This window comes from Candidatus Symbiopectobacterium sp. NZEC127, assembly GCF_025962675.1.
GTDB lineage: Bacteria > Pseudomonadota > Gammaproteobacteria > Enterobacterales > Enterobacteriaceae > Symbiopectobacterium.
This window is the reverse complement of the sequence record NZ_JAGFPG010000007.1, coordinates 175,141-194,575: the sequence shown is the minus strand read 5'-3', so window position 1 is coordinate 194,575 and position 19,435 is coordinate 175,141. Positions and strand designations below refer to the sequence as shown.

Genomic DNA, 19,435 nt, shown 5'->3' with positions numbered 1-19,435 from the left:
GAACCACGAACGTGGCGTCTGATTGACGCCACGTCTTCTTCATTCCCCACCGCATTCACGGTTATAACCGCAGGAGCGCCTGATCCATGACATCGCCATCAGAACAACACACCTTACCCGCTATCGATACGCACACCGTCGCAGCCCTGCGCGAGCTTATTGCCGCCAAAAATCCACAGTTCACTGCGCTTAGCGACAGCATCTGGGATGTGCCGGAACTCAACTATGAAGAAATCCGCTCCGCCGCACTGCATGAAGCGGTGCTCAAGCAGGAAGGTTTTCGCCTGACAACAGGTATTGCCGGGATGCCAACCGCCTTGCTGGGCGAATGTGGTTCCGGTAAACCGGTGATTGCCTTGCTGGGTGAATACGATGCGCTGCCGGGTCTGAGCCAGCAAGCGGGCGTGGCTGAGCCTTGCCCTATCGATGCGGGTGGCAACGGTCACGGCTGCGGCCACAATTTGCTCGGCACTGCCGCATTGCAGGCCGCCACGGCGGTAAAAGATTACCTGCAACAGCATCAGTTGCCCGGCACCGTGCGCTTCTACGGTTGCCCGGCGGAAGAGGGCGGCTCTTCCAAAGGTTTTATGGTCAAAGAGGGCGTGTTTGACGATGTGGATATTGCTATCTGCTGGCATCCGGCCACTTTTACCGGCGTTAACAGTCCGGATTCTCTGGCCTGCAACGAACTGAATTTTTATTTCAAAGGCCGCGCATCGCACGCCGCCAGCAGCCCACATCTGGGACGCAGCGCGCTTGATGCGGTAGAGCTGATGAACGTTGGCGTTAACTACATGCGTGAACACATGCCATCATCGGCGCGCGTACACTACGCCATCACCGACAGCGGCGGTCATGCGCCGAACGTGGTTCAGGCCAACGCAACGGTACGCTATCTGGTACGGGCACGTCAGTTACCCGAACTCCACCAGTTGGTTAAGCGCGTGAAGAAAATCGCACAAGGTGCAGCGCTGATGACCGAAACAGAAGTGAGTTGGGAAGTGATCAGCGGCGATGCCAACTTGCTGGGTAACGCACCGCTGGAACAGCGCATGCATGAACATCTGCTGGCGCTTGGCCCAATTCAGTTCGATGATGCGGATCGCGCTTTTGCCGCCACATTCCAAACCGCCATGAGCGCAGAAGATATTGCCAACTCCTACGCGCGCTTTGGGGTGAAAGCCAAAACCGGTGAATCGCTGCATGAAGGCATCTACCCGCTTTACAGCCCGGATGACAGCTTTATCGGCTCCACCGACGTCGGCACGGTAAGTTGGGTAGTGCCTACCGTACAAATTCGTGCCGCCACCTACGCCATCGGCACACCCGCTCACTCCTGGCAGTTGGTGGCGCAGGGCAAGGCACCTGCGGCGCACAAAGGCACCGCCTATGCGGCTGAAGCCATGGCGTCATTAACCGTGGATTTGCTCCAAAACCCGGCGCTGGTAGCACAGGCAAAAGCGGAATTGGCCGACAAACTGAGCGTTACGCCGTTTGAGAACCCGATTCCCGACGGCGTGGTTCCGCCAATTCCTCAGGTGTGAAGTCAGCCCAGGGGCGGAGCAAATTTACCGCCCCTGAGGCACCAAGATTCAACCATCGCCAAAGCGTTTAACTAATGCCAGAACGGCAGCAGCGATGAAATCAACAATCCTGCGGAGAAAAACATAAAAATGACTCCTCCGACTTTATTGAGTACAGAAAACAGACGGTGAGATGACATTTCTCTTTTTATTGCGCTGGCAAAAATACCATAAACACCATGAATAACGATAACTAACAGACAAAAGGTTAATGAAAGGACGATGAATTGAAAAACGTAGGGGTGGTTATTATTAATAAATTGAGGAAACAGTGCCATAAAGAAAACAATCGGCTTAGGGTTTAACAGGGAAAGCAAAAATCCCTGTCTGAATCTGGCGATTGTGGATGGCATTTCATTAATAGCCACCGTCCGATTTTCATCTATTGTCTTAGGTGCCGATTTATACAATTTAACACCCAGATAGGCGAGATACGACGCCCCTACCACTTTGACAATAATGAGAGAATAAGAGGATGAAACGATAAGTACACCAACACTGCTTGCCGCAACCACCGAGATAACCCCCATCCCCGCGGCTACGCCCAATATACCGGCGATAGCATTCTTTGAGTTATAGTTGAGCGTATTGGTTATTGTCAGCAACACCCCCGGGCCTGGACTGGCAATGGTCAAGCTTGATAATAAAATATAGAGATAGAGTTGAGGCATGTGTTATTCATTACCCATTTATGAAGTGAATTTTGATTATTAAGTCGTTTAAAAATAAAAAATTGGTTTAAACGTATAATCTTGCGCTTCAACGCATAAGGAGATGAACGAACTTTACTGTATACCTTTGTTTATAAATAACAAAAACCACTCGACACCAGTAGGTTTAATAATGCAAAACGCAGTAAAGCAGCAAAATGGGAAGTTTTGCGCGCAAGGGATAAAAGAGAGGAATAATGCGGCCGAGCTGATAAATCAGCCCGGCCCACAGATTACGGATGAGCGACGAAGCCCACCGCGTCGTACACTTTCTTCAGCGTTGCAGTAGCTTTGAGCCGCGCTTTTTCAGCGCCGTCACGCATTACCTGCTGCAAGAAAGCTTCATCGTTACGGAAATGGTGATAACGCGCCTGCAACTCGGTCAGCATGCCGGAGACGGCGTCAGCGACCGCGCCCTTCAAGTGGCCATACATCTGGCCTTCAAAGGCTTTTTCCAGTTCAGGAATCGGTTTTCCCGTCACCCCAGACAGAATATCCAGCAGGTTAGATACCCCCGCCTTGTTGGCGATGTCATAACGCACCACTGGCGGCTCATCGGAATCTGTCACCGCGCGTTTGATCTTTTTCACTACGGCTTTCGGATCTTCCAACAACCCAATCACATTATTGCGGTTGTCATCTGACTTGGACATTTTTTTGGTGGGATCGAGCAACGACATCACGCGCGCACCGGATTTGGGAATAAACGGCTCGGGCACTTTGAAAACATCACCGTAGAGCGCATTAAAGCGCTGAGCAATATCGCGGCTCAATTCCAAATGCTGTTTCTGATCTTCACCCACTGGCACCTGATGGGTTTGGTACAGCAGGATATCGGCCGCCATCAGCACCGGATAGTCAAACAAACCGGCAGTGATGTTGTCGGAATAGCGTGCCGATTTGTCTTTGAACTGCGTCATGCGGCTCAGTTCACCGAAGTAGGAATAGCAGTTTAGCACCCAACTCAGCTGCGTGTGCTCCGGCACATGAGACTGAACGAAGATGGTGCTTTTCTGCGGATCGATACCGCAGGCCAGATAGAGCGCCAGCGTATCCAGCGTCGCTTTACGCAACTGCTGAGGATCCTGGCGCACGGTGATGGCATGCAGGTCAACGATGCAGTATATGCAATCGTAATCATCCTGCATGTTCACCCACTGACGTAATGCACCCATGTAATTACCAATGGTGAGTTCACCGGACGGCTGTGCACCGCTAAACACAATGGGCTTATTCATGCTGACGCTTCCTGATTTTTTGACGTAAGTGGCCCCACCAGGGGCAAAAGTTGTGAGAAGCGCTCGAGCACCACATCGGGTTGGCTCAGTGCAATGGCTTCTCCGTAGTTATAGCCATAGGTCATGCCCACGCTCGGACAACCCGCCGCCTGTGCCGCCTGAATATCGTTGCGCGAATCGCCGACAAACAGCAATTCGGATGCCAGCAGCCCCTGCTGTGCCAACACCAGATAGAGTGGTGCAGGATGGGGCTTTTTCATTTTGACATCATCACCGCCAACGATTTGGCTAAACAACCCAGCAATACCCAGCATCTCCAGCAGCGGCGCGACAAAAGGCGTCGGCTTATTGGTGACCAGCGCCATCGGGTAGCCCCAGTCAGCCAGTTGGGTCAGCGTGGCGTGCACATCGGGAAACAGCGTACTGCCGCTGTCCACCGTTTGCGCATAGTAGCGATCAAACAGTTCACGCGCGGTGCGGATATCTTGCGCCGTGGGCGTCATTCCCGCCCAGCGCAACGCCCGCTCCACCAGCACATCAGCGCCATTACCGATCCAGGTGGCAACGCGCGCGTTGCCCGCCGCAGGCAGATTCAGTGCCTGCAATGCCATATCAACGGCATCCGCCAACCCCGGCGCGCTGTTGACCAGCGTGCCATCCAGATCGAAAGCCAACCCGCGAACCGTAGTGATGTTAGCCATGAGATACCTTACTCAATTCACTGCGCATGTTATCAATCACGGCGCGGTAATCGGGATGGCCGAAAATGGCAGAACCCGCCACGAACATATCCGCGCCGGCTTGCGCAATCTGGGCAATGTTGTCGACTTTCACGCCGCCATCCACTTCCAGTCGAATGTCATAACCGCTCTCATCGATGCGTTGGCGCACCTGACGCAGCTTATCTAACGTGCCGGGAATAAAAGATTGCCCGCCAAAGCCAGGGTTTACCGACATCAACAGAATGATATCCAGCTTATCCATCACGTAATCAAGGCAGCTGAGCGGCGTCGCCGGGTTCAGTACCAGCCCGGCTTTACAGCCGTGGTCCTTGATCAGTTGCAGCGAACGATCGACATGCTCGGAAGCTTCCGGATGGAAGGTGATAAAGCTGGCGCCGGCTTCGGCGAAATCAGGAATAAGGCGGTCTACCGGCTTCACCATCAGGTGAACATCGATAGGGGCGGTAATGCCATAATTGCGCAGTGCTTTAAGCACCAGCGGCCCGATGGTCAGGTTGGGAACATAGTGGTTATCCATGACATCGAAGTGAACCACATCGGCTCCGGCAGCCAGCACGCTGGCGGTGTCTTCCCCTAACCGGGCAAAGTCGGCCGATAAGATGGACGGAGCGATCAGGAAAGGCTTCATTCGTATCTCCAAACAGTTTATAGGATAACCCGAACTCTTCGCACGCATCGGGCATTAACGTAGTGGCGCACCGTAGAGCGCCAACAGCTCATTGACCTTGCTCCGCCCCATGATATTGCGACTAATGGTGCGTCTGGCCCTCACCACATACAACGCCGCATCCTGATACCACGCTCGAGTCAGCTCGGTATCATGGTTGGATATCAGCACGGGAATGGCACTCTCCACCGACAACCGATACGCCAGCGTCGCCAGGCTCTGTTGATCGATGTTGTTGAAATTATTCGTGTGATACGCCGTAAAATTCGCCGTTGCAGAAAGCGGCGCATAAGGGGGATCACAATAGACCACGGCACCTTGCGTTGCTTTGAGCAAAGTCTGCTGATAATGCTCACAAACAAAAATGGCATTGCGCGCTTTGAGGGCGAACCAGCGTAACTCTTCTTCGGGAAAATACGGTTTTTTGTAACGGCCAAATGGCACGTTGAATTCGCCCCGCATGTTATAGCGGCACAATCCGTTATAACAGTGACGATTCAAATACAAAAACAGCACCGCGCGACGATAGGGAAGTGTACAAAGATTAAACTCATCACGCAGCTGATAAAACACTTCCGCCACGTTGTATTCGTCAGTGAACAGTTCGCGCGCGTCACGAATGAAATCGTCGGTTTGCGTCTTAACGATATCGTAGAGATTGATGAGGTCGCTGTTAATGTCTGCCAGGATGTAACGGTCATACTCCGTATTCAAAAATACCGAACCGGCCCCGACAAACGGCTCAATCAAACAGTCTCCTTCAGGTAGATAGCGGCGAATTTCTTCTACCAGCGGATATTTCCCACCAGCCCATTTTAAAAAAGCGCGGTTCTTCTTCATGCCGTCGTTAGTTACTCATTACATTTCAGAGCCGCGGATTGTACTCTGTGTCAGACAGCACATCAGGGCTAAAATTGGTGTTACTTATTCAAGTCCTGCTTCACCTGACGGATCGGCTTAACCCATGGTTTTTGTGCCTGCACGGCCGCAGGAAGCGATGACGCCGCCTGCTTCGCTTCAGCGGAAGAAGCGTAAACACCGTTCACCAATACATACCAGGGCTTACCGTCTCGCTTGGTTTCATAAACCCAAGCGTTGGGTAGGTTGTGCTGTGTGGCGTAAGCTTTCAGCGTATCTGAACGTGATGCACTGCTCAATTGCAGTGTGAAATGGCTGGCGGGCGCATTTTGAATCGATCCCCCCTGCCCTGAAACCGTCGCCTTGTCCCCAGAGGATGTCGGCTTGCTTGATGTCATCGGCACTTTTTGCGCTGGCGTTAGGGCTGATTTGCTTTGCGCGGCCTTATCCTGAGCGTTTTTAGCATGTGCGGCCTTTTCCTGCGCCGTCTTCTCTGAGACGTGCGGCGGATTTTTCGCTGAAGGCGCCACCGTAGCAGGCGCAATCGGCAAAGTGGTTACCGGTGAGGAGCCTGACGTCGCCCCTTGAGAGAACGCGTTAACCTTCTCTTGCTGCGTCGAAAGCGCATCCGTCATGTTACCCGGCAGTTCAACACGCTGCTGCCCGGCAGGCGGAGGCGTGACTTGCGCTTGGGTCGGTGAGCCCGCGACCGGCGGCGCATTCAAGGTTTGCGGCTGCCCTGGCGCGGTAGCGTTTCCTGATACAAGCGCATTACCTGATGCAGCGTCCCCTTGCGCGGATGCCCCCGGCGTCATCGCAGAAGAAGAGGACAAATCGATACTCTTCTCACCGTTGCCCGATGCCGCCGTTTGCGCGCCCTCTGCCGGTTTAGACGGCGATTGCAAGGCGGAGCCCACGCCGATGATCAACAACACGAGCACCACGATCCCGATACCAATCATCAAATGTTGACGAGAGAGCGCTAACTGCGGCGCAGAAAGACGGGGACTGCGTTGCTGACGTTGTGGCCGTCGATCGCTGGTATCCGGTTTTAACGCATCTTCTGGTTTAAATTCGTCCATTTAAACCCCTCCAACTATAAAAAACACATACCCGCTGCGCGGTTGGCGAAGCGAATTGTTGAATTATAAGACATTATCTTCTATTAACCATAAACCATCAGCGTGAATATGTCTGCAAATACCCGAAAAACTGCATTCACGCCCGGCAATCAGCGATCGACGCCAACACAATATCGTGTGATACGCCGCCACGCACTTCCGAGCGCCCAATCGCAGTGGGTAAAACAAGGCGCAGCTCACCTGCCTGTACCTTTTTATCACGCATCATATGGGGAAGATAAGATTCTGGTGACATCGCCTCCGGGCCCTGAACCGGCAGCCCTGCACGCACCAGCAATGCATGAATACGATCGATGTCCGACGCGCTGAATTGACCCAGCCTTCTCGCCGCATGCGCGGCCATCATCATGCCCGCCGCCACCGCTTCACCGTGTAACCAGTTGCCATACCCCATTTCAGCTTCGATAGCATGACCATAAGTATGACCCAGGTTAAGCAGCGCACGCACCCCGCCTTCGCGTTCATCCGCAGCTACCACCTCGGCTTTCAGTTCACAGCAACGGCGAATGCAGTAAGAGAGCGCCGTTGGCTCCAGTTCACGTACCGCGTCAAGATTATTCTCTAACCAAACGAAGAACTCGCCATCAAGAATAATCCCATATTTGATCACCTCAGCCAGGCCGGAGGAAAACTCCCGGGCCGGTAAGGTGCGAAGACAGTCCAAATCGATAACCACAGAGGCGGGCTGATAGAACGCGCCAATCATGTTTTTACCGAGAGGATGATTGACCGCCGTCTTCCCGCCGACAGAAGAGTCAACTTGCGATAACAGCGTTGTGGGTACCTGAATAAAGCGCACGCCACGCTGATAGCTGGCGGCAGCAAAGCCCGCCAGATCGCCAATCACACCACCCCCCAAGGCAACGATCGTGGTATCTCGACCATGGGGTTTTTGCAGCAGTGCGGTAAAGACGTCGTCCAATACCGTTAGCGATTTGTACTGCTCGCCGTCTGGCAATATGACGTTGTCGACTTTCACGCCTGCCTGTTCCAGCACACGACTCACCGCTTCAAGATAGAGCGGTGCCAGCGTCTGGTTGGTCACCAACATCACCTGTTCGCCCGCGGCCAGCGGCATAAAAGAAGCCGGGTCAGCAAACAACCCGGCAGCTATCGTAATGGGATAGCTGCGTTCCCCTAATGTTACGGTAATTCTTTCCATGCGCGTGGTTCACCCGCTTGGCCCCGGAGCTCAGGGCGATGTTGTTACTCAGTTGCCATCCAACATACTGATAATCTGGTTGGCAACCACTTTGGCGCTCTGCTCATCCGTGCGAATGGTGACGTCAGCAATTTCTTCATACAGCGGGTTACGCTCTCTTGCTAACGCCTCCAGCACTTCGCGCGGCGGATCCTCTACCTGAAGCAAAGGACGCTTTTTGTCACGCTGCGTGCGCGCCAACTGTTTTTCAATGGTGGTTTCCAAATAGACCACAACGCCGCGCGCAGACAGGCGATTGCGCGTCTCGCGTGATTTTACCGAGCCACCTCCGGTAGCCAGTACGATACCCTGTTTTTCGGTCAATTCGTTGATGACTTTTTCTTCGCGTTCGCGAAAACCTTCTTCGCCTTCGAGATCAAAAACCCAGCCCACATCAGCCCCGGTGCGTCGCTCAATTTCTTGATCGGAGTCGAAAAACTCCATATTGAGTTGCTGAGCTAACTGACGGCCAATAGTGCTTTTGCCGGCACCCATAGGCCCAACCAGAAAGATATTGCGTTTCTCTGCCATGTTTTTTGGTGTTACTAAGACTATTCGTTAATGATAACCCGCCCCGCCAATCAACCCAGCGGCGGGACCTAAACTGAAACCTCATGAGCGATAGTTCGAGAATCAGACAGAAAATTATCTCAATACTCAGGGGCATTTGGCAACCGAATAAAATGTCTCGCCCCGCGTCAAACAGCAAAAAGCGTATTAATTAGGCATCTTCCGGTAAGATAATTCCGCTTCGACAGACCGCAGCGCTCAATGGGCTAACCTTGTATGCTAAATCCAGCGCAGCGTCAAACTGAGAAAGCGGAAACGGGTAAAACGTGGATCACAAAGCGCACCGTTATGCGCCTCTCACGGCGAGGTGGCGACCAAGGTTGGGGTGATAAAAATCACCAGTTCACGCCGCTTACGCTCAGTTCTTTGATGTTGAAACAGTGAACCCAGCAACGGAACATCCCCCAGCAGCGGCACTTTTCGTTCCCCTCGATTTTTTTGTTGTTGAAAAATCCCGCCTAACACAATCGTCTCACCATCAGACACCGTAACCTGGGTTTGAATTTCTTGTTTATCGATCGCGAGTGTTTCTCCATTGTCGCTTTGTTTAATCACCACCCCTGGCATGTTTTGGCTGATTTTCAGGTTAAGCGTAATCTTGCCCTCACGCAGCACCGTGGGCGTCACTTCCATCCCCAGTACCGCTTCTTTAAACTGAATGGCGGTAGCACCGCTGGCACCGCTGGACACCTGATAGGGAATTTCCGTGCCCTGCTTGATGCTGGCCATCTGCTTATGGGCAGTAAAAAGACGCGGGCTGGCGATGATTTCAACCTGATTCTCATGCTCAAGCGCTGACAGTTCTAAATCGAGCAGTCGGCCATTCAAACGGGCCAGATTGAACCCCACGCTGCCCGCGGGCGATTCCACCGGCAGGTTAACGGTAAAGTCATTCAGACGCAGCGTTCGGCCCGCGTGCGCCGGTTCACCCATGCCCCAGCTCACGCCCAGCTCCCGTAAACTGTCGCTGCTGATGGTGACGATGTGTGCGGCTAATTGCACTTGAGCAACAGGCCTATCCAGCGTGTCAATCCACGTCTGTAACGACTGCACTATCGCGGGGGTATCGCGCACCAAAAGGGCATTAGTGCGCGTATCCGCACTCACGCTACCCTGATCCGATAACAGCGTACTGCGCTGTGCCAGCACGCTGGAAGCAACCTCTTGCGCATCGGCGTATTGCAGGGTGAAAAAACGGTTTTCCAATACCGTCTGACGTACATCGACCGCACGAGAAGACACCAGCAATACATTGCCCTTGCGTTCAATCGACAGCGCGCCCTGCAGCGCGACAATGTCTAGCGCCTGCTGCCAGGGAACATGGTTCAAGCGCAGGCTCATCACACCGTTAACGTCAGGCGCAACCACCACATTCAACCGCTGATGCTCGGCGAGCGCCTGCACGATTTTCTGCACAGGCGCATCGTCAAACGCCAATGAAATGATCGGCGTCTGCGCCTTGGCAAAGGCCGTATGCTCTCCCAGCAAGGCGCACAGTAACACCCCCACGCGCTTCAGCGTCCCTGTCCTTTTCATCTGGCTTTCCTCCGTGCTCAGCGCTGAAAAACACAACGTATCGCGTCGTTACGCGACGACCGCGCCACAGGCAGCGTCCGCACCCAGTGACGTGCTTGTCCTGCTGCATCCACCACCGACTTTTCCACCTGAACGCTGTGCTGGTCGATGGCGCTAACCGTCCACCCCGTGGATGCCAGCGTATCGCCCACGTTCACCATGAGCCAGCGCTCCCCTGGCACAGAAAGCCAGCCAGACCACCCTGCGCTATCCCCAATCACACCTTCCAGTCGCCATCGCGTAATTTCATCCCCACCGGCTGCGTGGCTGGCGGCTGGCTGAAAGGGATTACGCCCTGTGGGCGCGCTATCGCTGTGCGCCAGCGGTGAGCACAGCGCCAACACCAGCATCCATCCATAAGTCACTTTCACCATTGCGCCTCCTCACCGGAGTTGGGAACGGCAAACCGCAATTCCAGGTGTAACACCTCGTGTAGCGTCTCAATGGAGAGTGAGTGAATATGCAGCGGCTGCGCGGACGCGGTGATGTGTTGAATGAGCGTCAATCCACCAAAAAAGTCAGTGCTTACTATCATTTTCCACGGCTGTAGAGGGGCGGTAATCGGGGGTTGTAAGGTTATCAACGCGGCATTCGACGCAGAGAGCGGCGGCAACAGGCGCTCTGTCAGCGCCAACGCGGCGTGATAAACCGGTTTATCCGGCAAGGCATCCCACTGTTGTTGTAACGTCGCCAGCGCCGGGAAATCATCAAAACGCCGTACCAGCGCCGCGTGCGCTTCGCTCGAGTGCAAAAGAGCGTGCCGCAAGCGCTCCACGGCGGCACGCTCCGGTTGCAGCACGGTGTAATAACCTAACGCGGCTAACATCCCCATCACCAGACCTTGCGCCAACCACCGTACCCATCGAGGGGTCGCCATAAACGCCAGCCACAGGGAGCGCACGCTATTCATCATCGGACACGTCCGGCAACGAAAGCCGCTCAACGCGCCAATCGGCCTGAAGGTGAAACGTCAACACCGGCACGTCCCCCTCGGGTGACGCCATTATTTCCTGCCGTGTTTGCATCAGACGCACCGATGTCAGCGCTGTTTCGGTTTCGAGCCGGGAGCTGAAGTGCACGATGTCGGCATAATCATGGCTTCTGCCCGTCAGATGGGCCTTGCCATCCTGCACTGTCAGGGCGGTAAGCCACAGCCCATCAGGCACCCACTGCGCCAGCTGTTTTAACAGCTGTTCATAACCCTGGTTATGCGCCCGCGTTTGCTCTTCTGCCTGCAACTGCGCTTGCCGCTGTCGCAGCGCAGCCATCAACCGTTGAACCTCACGCAGTTGTGCGCTGTCCGCAAGTTGCTTTTGTTGCAGCGTGCGCAACGTTTTCTCCATCGCGCCACGTTGTTGGTCAAGCCGCTCACGGCACGCGGCCAGCGCGAGCAGCAATCCCCCCGAAAAAAACAGCAGCCACAGCCACCAGCGGCGAGTATCACGGACTCGTCGGCGTTGACGCCACGGCAACAGATTGACACGAAAAGGGGGCATTAATCGTCCGCCCGCAGCGCCAAACCGCCCGCCACCACAAACTGGGACGGATTGATCGGCAGCGGCGGATAGGCTTGATGCAAGATGTCAAACGGCGACCACGACGCCAGCGGGTGCACTGAAAGCGGAGTGTCCTCGCCCCACTCGCCACTGTAATACGTTATTTCACCGCGCTTTCCCGGATAGTGATTGCTCACACAGGTGACGATATCGCCAGAATCTGTCACCGCGTCTTGCGAGATAACACCAAACGACAGCGGCTGGGATAACGGCGAAACCCACAGCCAGTGCTCGGTATCCAGTCGATGCAACAGCAGGGAATCGGAAGCCACCCCCGCCAGTTGTGCCATGGTGCGCAACGCGCATGGCACAATATCCAGCACATCCGGCGTTAGCCCGGCGCGATGCAGACAGTGTTGCCACTGCGCTACCTCTTCACGTTTGGCGGCGGTGATCAGCAAGGAGCCCGGCGACTGGGGCTCACTGCGATAGTCGAGCACCAGCGAGTCGCGGCCAATGGGAAACTGGCGCGCCGCCTGATGGTCGATATACCAGCCGCGCTCCGGCTCCCGCAGACGGCTGTCAGGGGCCGCCATAAGCTGCTGCAGCACGCGCTGGGCCGGAAAGCCAACGCGCAGCGATAGTCGGCGCGGCAGCACCCGCCGCCATTGCGTCAGGACATCGCACAATGCGTCGGAATGCTGTAAACTCCCCTCCCTTAAGGTGTCCGCAGGCAGTGGGATTTGCCACCACTGACGCAGTTGCCAGCCATGACGGCGGCGCTGCACGGCCAGGGCACGCAGACATCCGTTTTGTATATCTAATCCGACCTGCCAATGGTGATAAGCCATGTTCAATGCGACCTCTCCCTCGTCGTTGAGAAGGGCACGCGTTGCTGAAAACGTGTGCTGAATAAAAGAACGTATCCACAGTGCAGGCTTACCTTTATACTAGCGGGCAATTGTTTAGAAACTGTCCACCCGCTACTGAATGGAAAATTCCCGGTGAAGTTCGTAAAGTATTTATTCATCCTTGCAGTGACTTGCATTCTGCTTGGAGCCGCATCGATATATGGGCTATATCGTTATATCGAGCCTCAGTTGCCCGATGTCGCAACGTTGAAAGATGTCCGTTTACAAACGCCGATGCAGGTGTTCAGCGCCGACGGTGAGCTGATTGCCCAGTTCGGTGAGAAGCGCCGCATTCCGCTGAAGTTGGGCCAGGTTCCCCCTGAGATGGTCCACGCGTTTATCGCCACCGAAGACAGCCGTTTTTACGATCACCACGGGGTCGATCCGGTGGGGATTATCCGCGCCGCCACCATTGCGTTGACCTCCGGGCACGCGTCGCAAGGGGCAAGTACCATTACCCAACAGTTGGCGCGTAACTTCTTTTTGAGCCCGGAACGCACGCTGATCCGTAAGATCAAAGAAGTGTTTCTGGCGATCCGCATTGAGCAGTTGCTGACCAAAGATGAGATCCTTGAGCTTTATCTCAACAAGATCTACCTCGGGTATCGTGCCTACGGGGTGGGCGCCGCCGCACACGTCTATTTTGGCCGCTCGGTTGAACAACTGACGTTGAGCCAAATGGCGACCATCGCCGGTTTGCCCAAAGCCCCGTCCACCTTTAACCCGCTCTACTCCTACGATCGCGCCGTGGCGCGTCGCAATGTGGTGCTGGCACGTATGCGCGATGAAAATTACATCACGCAGGCACAGTACGATCAGGCACGTAACGAGAAGCTGGTGGCCGATTATCATGCGCCGGAAATTGCTTTCTCCGCGTCCTATCTGGCAGAAATGGTGCGTCAGGAGATGGTGAAACGCTACGGTGAAGACGCCTATAACGATGGCTACAAGGTCTACACCACCATCACCAAGAAACGTCAGTTGGCCGCAGAAGAGGCGCTGCGCAATAACGTCATGGCCTATGATATGCGCCATGGCTATCGCGGCCCGGAAAAAGTGCTGTGGAAAGTGGGTGAAAGCGCCTGGGATCAAACGCGCATCATCAATGAACTGAAAAATACCCCCAACTACGGCCCGCTAAACCCCGCCGTTATCACCCAAAGCGATGCCGACAAAGCCACCGCGCTGATGGCCGATGGCAGCAACGTTATGCTGCCACTGGCTGGGATGAAATGGGCGCGTCCGTTTAAATCCGACGTACTGCAAGGGGCGATGCCGCGCCGCGTCACCGATGTGGTGCAAACCGGCCAGCAGGTGTGGGTACGCAAGGTGGGCAATGACTGGTGGCTGGGACAAGCGCCGGACGTCAACTCCGCGATTGTGTCCATGAACCCGACCAACGGTGCCATCGAAGCGCTGGTGGGCGGCTTTGATTTCAATCAGAGCAAGTTTAACCGTGCCACGCAGGCGCTGCGTCAGATTGGTTCCAATATCAAACCGTTCCTGTATACCGCCGCCATGGATAAGGGGCTGACGCTGGCTACCATCCTTAACGACGTGCCGATTACCCGTTGGGATGCAGGCGCAGGCTCAGACTGGAGTCCGAAGAACTCTCCGGCAACCTACGACGGTCCGATTCGTTTACGTCAGGGACTGGGGCAGTCCAAAAACGTAGTGATGGTGCGTGCGATGCGCGCCATGGGCGTTGATTATGCGGCTGATTACTTACAGCGTTTCGGCTTCCCACAACAAAACATTGTGCGTACCGAATCGCTGGCGCTGGGTGCCGCGTCCTTCACGCCGCTCCAGGTGGTCAGAGGCTATGCGGTGATGGCCAACGGGGGCTACCTGGTTGACCCTTACTTCATTTCCCGTATCGAGAATGACACGGGCAACGCGCTTTTCAACGCAACGCCGAAAACCGTGTGCGACACCTGCAATCTGCCGCTGGTTTATGGCGAAACGCCGCGCTCTGCCGTGCTCTCAACGGACAGCATGGAAAACGTCGCCACCTCGCTAGAGCAGCAAGGCACCGTGCCTCAGCCACAGATTGACGCCGTCACGCCGACCGAAGCGCAGGTCAGCACGCTGCCGTATGCGCCGCATGTCATCAGCACGCCGTTGTCGTTTCTGATAAAGAGCGCGCTCAACAGCAACGTGTTTGGCGAACCAGGCTGGATGGGCACTGGCTGGCGTGCCGGTAAAGATTTGCAGCGCCATGACATCGGCGGCAAAACCGGCACCACCAACAGCTCCAAAGATGCCTGGTTCTCCGGTTACGGGCCTAACCTTGTCACCTCGGTGTGGATTGGCTTTGATGACCATCGCCGCGATTTGGGCCGCAGCACGGTTTCGGGTGCGATTAAAGATCAGATTTCGGGCTATGAGGGCGGCGCAAAGAGCGCCCAACCTGCGTGGGATGACTATATGAAGGTCGCCCTGCAAGGCGTTGCCGAGCAGCCGCTGACGCCGCCGCCGGGCGTCGTCACCGTCACCATCGATCGCTATACCGGCAAACTCTCCAGCGGCGGTGGCAACAGCCGTGCGGAATATTTTGTCGATGGCACGCAGCCTACGGAGTTTGAAGTCCACGAGGCAGGCACCACCTTGATGGAAAACGGTCAGAGCGAAGAGCTGTTTTAACGCGTAACCTGTTTACCTCTTCGCCCAGGACGAGCACCTTCCCGTCATTCCCGCGCAAGCGGGAATCTCTTACAGATGAAACGCGTTATTTCTGCATGAGATCCCCGGCCCAGGCCGGGGACGACTAAGGTATCTGCCCCGCCAACCACTCACGCGTTAAAAACAACGCGCTGACGTTACGCGCTTCGCGAAAATCAGGTTCCTGTAACAAGCCCAACAGATTATCCAACGGCCAGCGCACCGGAATCAGCGGCTCAGGCTCATCCCCTTCTCGCGTCTGGGGATAAAGGTCACGCGCGACCACGATATTCATGCGACTGGAGAAATAGGAAGGTGCCAGCGTCAGCGTCGCCAACAGCGACATCTGGTGTGCACCAAACCCCGCTTCTTCCATCAATTCACGGTTCGCCGCTTCAAAAACGGTTTCCCCCGGATCGATAAGCCCTTTGGGGAAGCCCAATTCATACTGTTCGATACCGACGGCGTATTCGCGCACCAACACCAGTTGATTGTCGATAATTGGTACAATCATCACCGCTTCTCGCCCCGAGGGGCGCATCCGTTCATACACGCGGCGCACGCCGTTGCTGAACTCAAGATCAACCGATTCCACGTTAAACAGGCGCGAACGGGCCACCGTCTCCACGTTCAGAATTTTCGGTTTTTTCAGATTGTTATTCATCACTATATTCGCCCTACGAGGCATTCCTGTGGCAACAAAAAAAATCTGATACCCGTCAAAAAAAAAGAGATGAAAAACATGTAGAACGGGTACCTCTTTTTCGCAACGGAAACGCCGCAGAATGCAAAAAAAACGTTAATTTTCTTCTTTGATATTGCTCACATTGTGCGTTAACAGGCTATCTTACCGCAACTCTGATACGACTCAATTTACGCAATCGCAACAAATAACAAACATCACGGTTTTTCCTGGAAAAAAATAAAAGTCAACACGTGACAATAAATTCAGATTTTCCCCATGTTTTCTTCTGATTTTCTCTTGGTAAGATCGAGGAAATGTAGGAAAAATTTATTGCGTTAATGAGTGATTCAAGCTGATTAACAATGACATACGGATTATCACTCTCGGGATAAGTTTGCTAGTATCCGAATTATCAGCGTTGGAATGAGGATGGCATGAGCACAATAGTTATTCTTTTATCCCTATTGTTTGCCTGTCTTATCGTCATCGGAAGTTACACTGGATACCGTATGCGTCGCCATTTGCCCTTTACAAAACCGTCATTCGCCGTCATGCACGCGCGAGAACGCACATTAACGCACGATGAGCGTGCCGCCATTGAACGCTATTTGACGCTGGCCAATCTGCAACTGTCAGCGTCCAGCGCGTTGCCCGTGCTACCGCGTACCCGCCACGATCCGCGCGTCTATGTGCTCACCCACAGCATTACGCGTTATGGGCTCAATACCAGCACCGCGAACAAATGGCGTTATTTCATTGATACGCAAGAAATACACCTGCCTGCTGACTGGGAACAGTACATCACCGAGAATAACCATATCGAGCTGATCAACACCCGCTCAATTCCGCTGGTCGTTGCGCTCAACGGACATTCCTTGAGTGAATGCGTTGAGCACAGCGATCAGGGCGTTTTACCGCCGCCGTTAATGCCTGAGCGTAATGCCTCGATTCGTGAAGAAGGGAATGAACGCGCCGAGTTGGTTGCCGTTCGCAAAGAGACGCGAGAAGAGTTCGCGATGCATCACGCCTCGGGCATTCGCGAAGCGCTATTGATTTCATCGGCTTTTCTGCTGCTGTTTATCAGCCTGATGACGCCGTTGGCGGTGATGCCCTGGCTCGCCAGTGCCGCCGTGCTGCTGGCCGCCTGGAGCTGCTGGCAGCTGTTTCGCGCCCCCTCTGAGCGTGAACTGCAAGAAGTACACTGCCTGAATGGCACGCCACAGTGCCTCGGCCTGTTTGGCGAATCAAACCAAGAGCAGATTGGCAATATTTCGCTGGGCAATATCGATCTTATCTATCCGCCCCATTGGCAACCTTATATCGCCTACGATCTGGCGCAGAAAACCCAGGTCGATATCTATCTGAATCGTCAGGTGGTCCGTCAGGGCGAATTTCTCTCGCTCCACGAGGAAGTCAGCCGGTTCCCCCTCCAGCGCTTTGGAAAAAACCTGATTCTCTCTGCGGGTGCGCTACTGCCTCTTATCTTGCTGCTCAGTTTCTTGCCGTTGGAACTACCGCTCAACCTGAGCATGAGCTGGCTGCAAGGCGCACAGAATATCAAAGTGGTGCAGGTTGAAGAATTACAAAACGCCCACCTGAAAATCGGCGATAAGCTGGACATTCAAAGCACCGGTATGTGCGATGTGCCTGCGGGCAACCGCTATCCCGGCAACGTAAAGCCCTATGCCTTTACCCCGTTTGACTGCTCAGCCATCTACTGGAACAAGGCCGGTTCATTACCGCTGCCCGAGTCGGACGTGATCGAAAAAGCCTCGGCGCTGCTGTCCGTGGTCAATGCCCAGTTGCATCCCGTGACCAACGATGAAGGCAAGGTCAGCACCCAGCTCGCGTCCGCCATTCAGAAATCAGGCATGGTACTGCTCAACAACTTCTCTGATATCGTGTTGAAAACCCAGGAGCTGTGTACGCGTGAAGAGGATTGCACCCGGCTGAAAAACGCCCTGGTCAATCTGGGCAATGTGAAAACCTGGGATGCTTTGGTCAGACGCGCCAAGTCAGGTTCGCTCAAGGGGATGAACGTTCTGCTGCGCTCGGTTAATGCTGAATCTCTGGAATCGCTGGTGGTCAGCGCCACGGAGTCTTTTTTCTATCAAGAGATTAACGCGGCCACCGACTCGCTGAACAGCCCGCCCCCCAGCGGCTTTTTGATCCGCAGCGACGAAGGCCGCCAGCTCGTGAACTACCCGCTGCCGCCCAAACCGTTGAATGAATATCATGCAACAGAGCAATGGCAAGAGTTGCAACGGCTTTCCGCCATGCTGCTGCACACGCCCTTTAGCGCCAAAGGGGTGATCACTCAACTCTCCACCGATGCCAACGGAACGCAGCACATCAATTTACGCAGCGATCCTGACGCCATCACCCTGTGGCGCTATTTCGGCACCGGTTTATTGATGCTGGTGCTCTCGGTGGTACTGGTTGCCAATCTGGTGCTGATGCTGGTAAAAATGCGCAAAAGCCAGCAGCGCGAACGTGATATCAAACAGTACTACGATGCGTGCTTTTCAACCCGGCTCGCTACGCCTATCGTGATGGAAGGCCGCGCCTACCGGATGAACGATTAGGCGCGTCTAAACGGCCCGTTGCTGACGATCGCACTGACCATGCCGCCGACGCCTTGCGACGCGGCGTTTCCCTGCACGACCCCACCCCACCGCCGCTACCGGAGTACAGATGCAGCACGATCTCAATTGGAATGACATCGATACCGTTATCCTGGACATGGATGGCACCCTGCTGGACCTGGCCTTTGACAGCTACTTCTGGCTGCAACGGGTGCCAGAACAACTCAGCGTAGAGAGAAAGATTTCCCTGAGTGAAGCCAAAAAAGTGATAGAGAAAGAGTATCACGCCGTTCAACACACATTGAACTGGTACTGCTTTGATTATTGGAGCGAACGCCTCGGTCTTGATATCTATCAGATGACCAGTGAGATAGGCGCACGCGCCCGTTTGCGTGCCGATACCGAACCGTTTCTCACCGCATTAGCCGCCAGTGGCAAGCAGCGGGTATTGCTCACCAATGCTCACCCACACGGTCTGGCGGTCAAAATGGCGCATACCGGACTCGACAGACACCTTGATTTATTACTTTCCACCCATACGTATGGGTATCCGAAGGAGCATCAGCAACTGTGGCGACAGGTGCACGCGCAGGTGGGGTTTGATCCCGAACGCACGCTGTTTATCGATGACAGCGAACCGATTTTGGATGCCGCCAAAGCGTTTGGCCTGCGCTACTGCCTGGGAGTCACTAACCCGGACTCGGGACAGCAGGAGAAATCCTTTGCGCGCCATCCGGCCATGAATGATTATCTGGCGTTCCTGCCTGCCTTACGCACGGCGCAACTCGGGTCCTGATAAGGCGTTTTATG

The 19,435-nt window shown here is 54.7% G+C and carries 18 protein-coding genes; 4 read left to right on the top strand and 14 right to left on the bottom strand.

The window, feature by feature from the left end:
• Nucleotides 1-86: 86 nt before the first annotated feature.
• Nucleotides 87-1,544, top strand: coding sequence for a M20 family metallopeptidase (locus J5069_RS20880; RefSeq protein ID WP_264645660.1), 1,458 nt, complete (start codon nt 87-89; stop codon nt 1,542-1,544).
• Nucleotides 1,545-1,615: 71 nt separating this feature from the next.
• Here J5069_RS20880 and J5069_RS20875 read toward each other — a convergent pair whose 3' ends face one another.
• From J5069_RS20875 to pilM, 13 genes are all read right to left on the bottom strand, one after another.
• Nucleotides 1,616-2,254 carry a LysE family translocator gene (locus J5069_RS20875; protein WP_264645659.1) on the bottom strand — a complete coding sequence of 213 codons (639 nt, stop codon included), beginning with the start codon at nt 2,252-2,254 and terminating at the stop codon, nt 1,616-1,618.
• A 272-nt stretch (nt 2,255-2,526) separates the two neighbouring features.
• Nucleotides 2,527-3,531, bottom strand: coding sequence for a tryptophan--tRNA ligase (gene trpS, locus J5069_RS20870; RefSeq protein ID WP_264645658.1), 1,005 nt, complete (start codon nt 3,529-3,531; stop codon nt 2,527-2,529).
• The gene (locus J5069_RS20865) at nt 3,528-4,232 is read right to left on the bottom strand and encodes a phosphoglycolate phosphatase (RefSeq protein ID WP_264645657.1); all 705 of its coding nucleotides are present in this window, start codon (nt 4,230-4,232) and stop codon (nt 3,528-3,530) included. Before J5069_RS20865 ends, trpS begins: the two co-directional genes overlap by 4 nt.
• On the bottom strand, nt 4,225-4,902 hold the full coding sequence (gene rpe / locus J5069_RS20860; protein WP_264645656.1) for a ribulose-phosphate 3-epimerase: 678 nt from the start codon (nt 4,900-4,902) through the stop codon (nt 4,225-4,227). The genes J5069_RS20865 and rpe overlap by 8 nt, the downstream gene beginning before the upstream one ends.
• Before the next feature lie 54 nt (nt 4,903-4,956).
• A complete protein-coding gene (gene dam, locus J5069_RS20855; protein ID WP_264645655.1) occupies nt 4,957-5,781 on the bottom strand; it encodes an adenine-specific DNA-methyltransferase in 825 nt (274 codons plus the stop codon).
• Nucleotides 5,782-5,861: 80 nt separating this feature from the next.
• A complete protein-coding gene (locus J5069_RS20850; RefSeq protein WP_264645654.1) occupies nt 5,862-6,881 on the bottom strand; it encodes an SPOR domain-containing protein in 1,020 nt (339 codons plus the stop codon).
• A gap of 136 nt (nt 6,882-7,017) precedes the next feature.
• Nucleotides 7,018-8,103, bottom strand: a complete 1,086-nt coding sequence (gene aroB / locus J5069_RS20845; protein WP_264645653.1) for a 3-dehydroquinate synthase — start codon at nt 8,101-8,103, stop codon at nt 7,018-7,020.
• 48 nt (nt 8,104-8,151) lie between these two features.
• Nucleotides 8,152-8,673, bottom strand: a complete 522-nt coding sequence (gene aroK, locus J5069_RS20840; protein ID WP_222158785.1) for a shikimate kinase AroK — start codon at nt 8,671-8,673, stop codon at nt 8,152-8,154.
• Nucleotides 8,674-9,009: 336 nt separating this feature from the next.
• A complete protein-coding gene (hofQ, locus tag J5069_RS20835; RefSeq protein ID WP_264645652.1) occupies nt 9,010-10,248 on the bottom strand; it encodes a DNA uptake porin HofQ in 1,239 nt (412 codons plus the stop codon).
• 17 nt (nt 10,249-10,265) lie between these two features.
• Nucleotides 10,266-10,661 (bottom strand): DUF2531 family protein, encoded by a 396-nt coding sequence (locus J5069_RS20830; protein WP_264645651.1) that lies wholly within the window; start codon nt 10,659-10,661, stop codon nt 10,266-10,268.
• Nucleotides 10,655-11,200: a hypothetical protein gene (locus J5069_RS20825; protein ID WP_264645650.1), complete on the bottom strand. Its 546-nt coding sequence runs from the start codon at nt 11,198-11,200 to the stop codon at nt 10,655-10,657. Before J5069_RS20825 ends, J5069_RS20830 begins: the two co-directional genes overlap by 7 nt.
• Complete coding sequence (locus J5069_RS20820; protein WP_264645649.1) at nt 11,190-11,783, bottom strand: PilN domain-containing protein; 594 nt, start codon at nt 11,781-11,783, stop codon at nt 11,190-11,192. Before J5069_RS20820 ends, J5069_RS20825 begins: the two co-directional genes overlap by 11 nt.
• Nucleotides 11,783-12,634, bottom strand: coding sequence for a type IV pilus biogenesis protein PilM (gene pilM, locus J5069_RS20815; RefSeq protein ID WP_264645648.1), 852 nt, complete (start codon nt 12,632-12,634; stop codon nt 11,783-11,785). Before pilM ends, J5069_RS20820 begins: the two co-directional genes overlap by 1 nt.
• Nucleotides 12,635-12,787: 153 nt before the next feature.
• On the opposite strand from pilM, the gene mrcA reads away from it, so the two are divergent.
• Entirely contained in the window at nt 12,788-15,337 is a 2,550-nt protein-coding gene (mrcA, locus tag J5069_RS20810; protein WP_264645647.1) for a peptidoglycan glycosyltransferase/peptidoglycan DD-transpeptidase MrcA, read from the top strand.
• A gap of 124 nt (nt 15,338-15,461) precedes the next feature.
• Here mrcA and nudE read toward each other — a convergent pair whose 3' ends face one another.
• Nucleotides 15,462-16,019: an ADP compounds hydrolase NudE gene (nudE, locus tag J5069_RS20805; RefSeq protein ID WP_264645646.1), complete on the bottom strand. Its 558-nt coding sequence runs from the start codon at nt 16,017-16,019 to the stop codon at nt 15,462-15,464.
• A gap of 455 nt (nt 16,020-16,474) precedes the next feature.
• Between nudE and J5069_RS20800 the strand changes: the two genes are divergently transcribed.
• Nucleotides 16,475-18,625 (top strand): intracellular growth attenuator family protein, encoded by a 2,151-nt coding sequence (locus J5069_RS20800; RefSeq protein ID WP_264645645.1) that lies wholly within the window; start codon nt 16,475-16,477, stop codon nt 18,623-18,625.
• 109 nt (nt 18,626-18,734) lie between these two features.
• A complete protein-coding gene (gene yrfG / locus J5069_RS20795; RefSeq protein WP_264645644.1) occupies nt 18,735-19,421 on the top strand; it encodes a GMP/IMP nucleotidase in 687 nt (228 codons plus the stop codon).
• Nucleotides 19,422-19,435 lie beyond the last annotated feature (14 nt).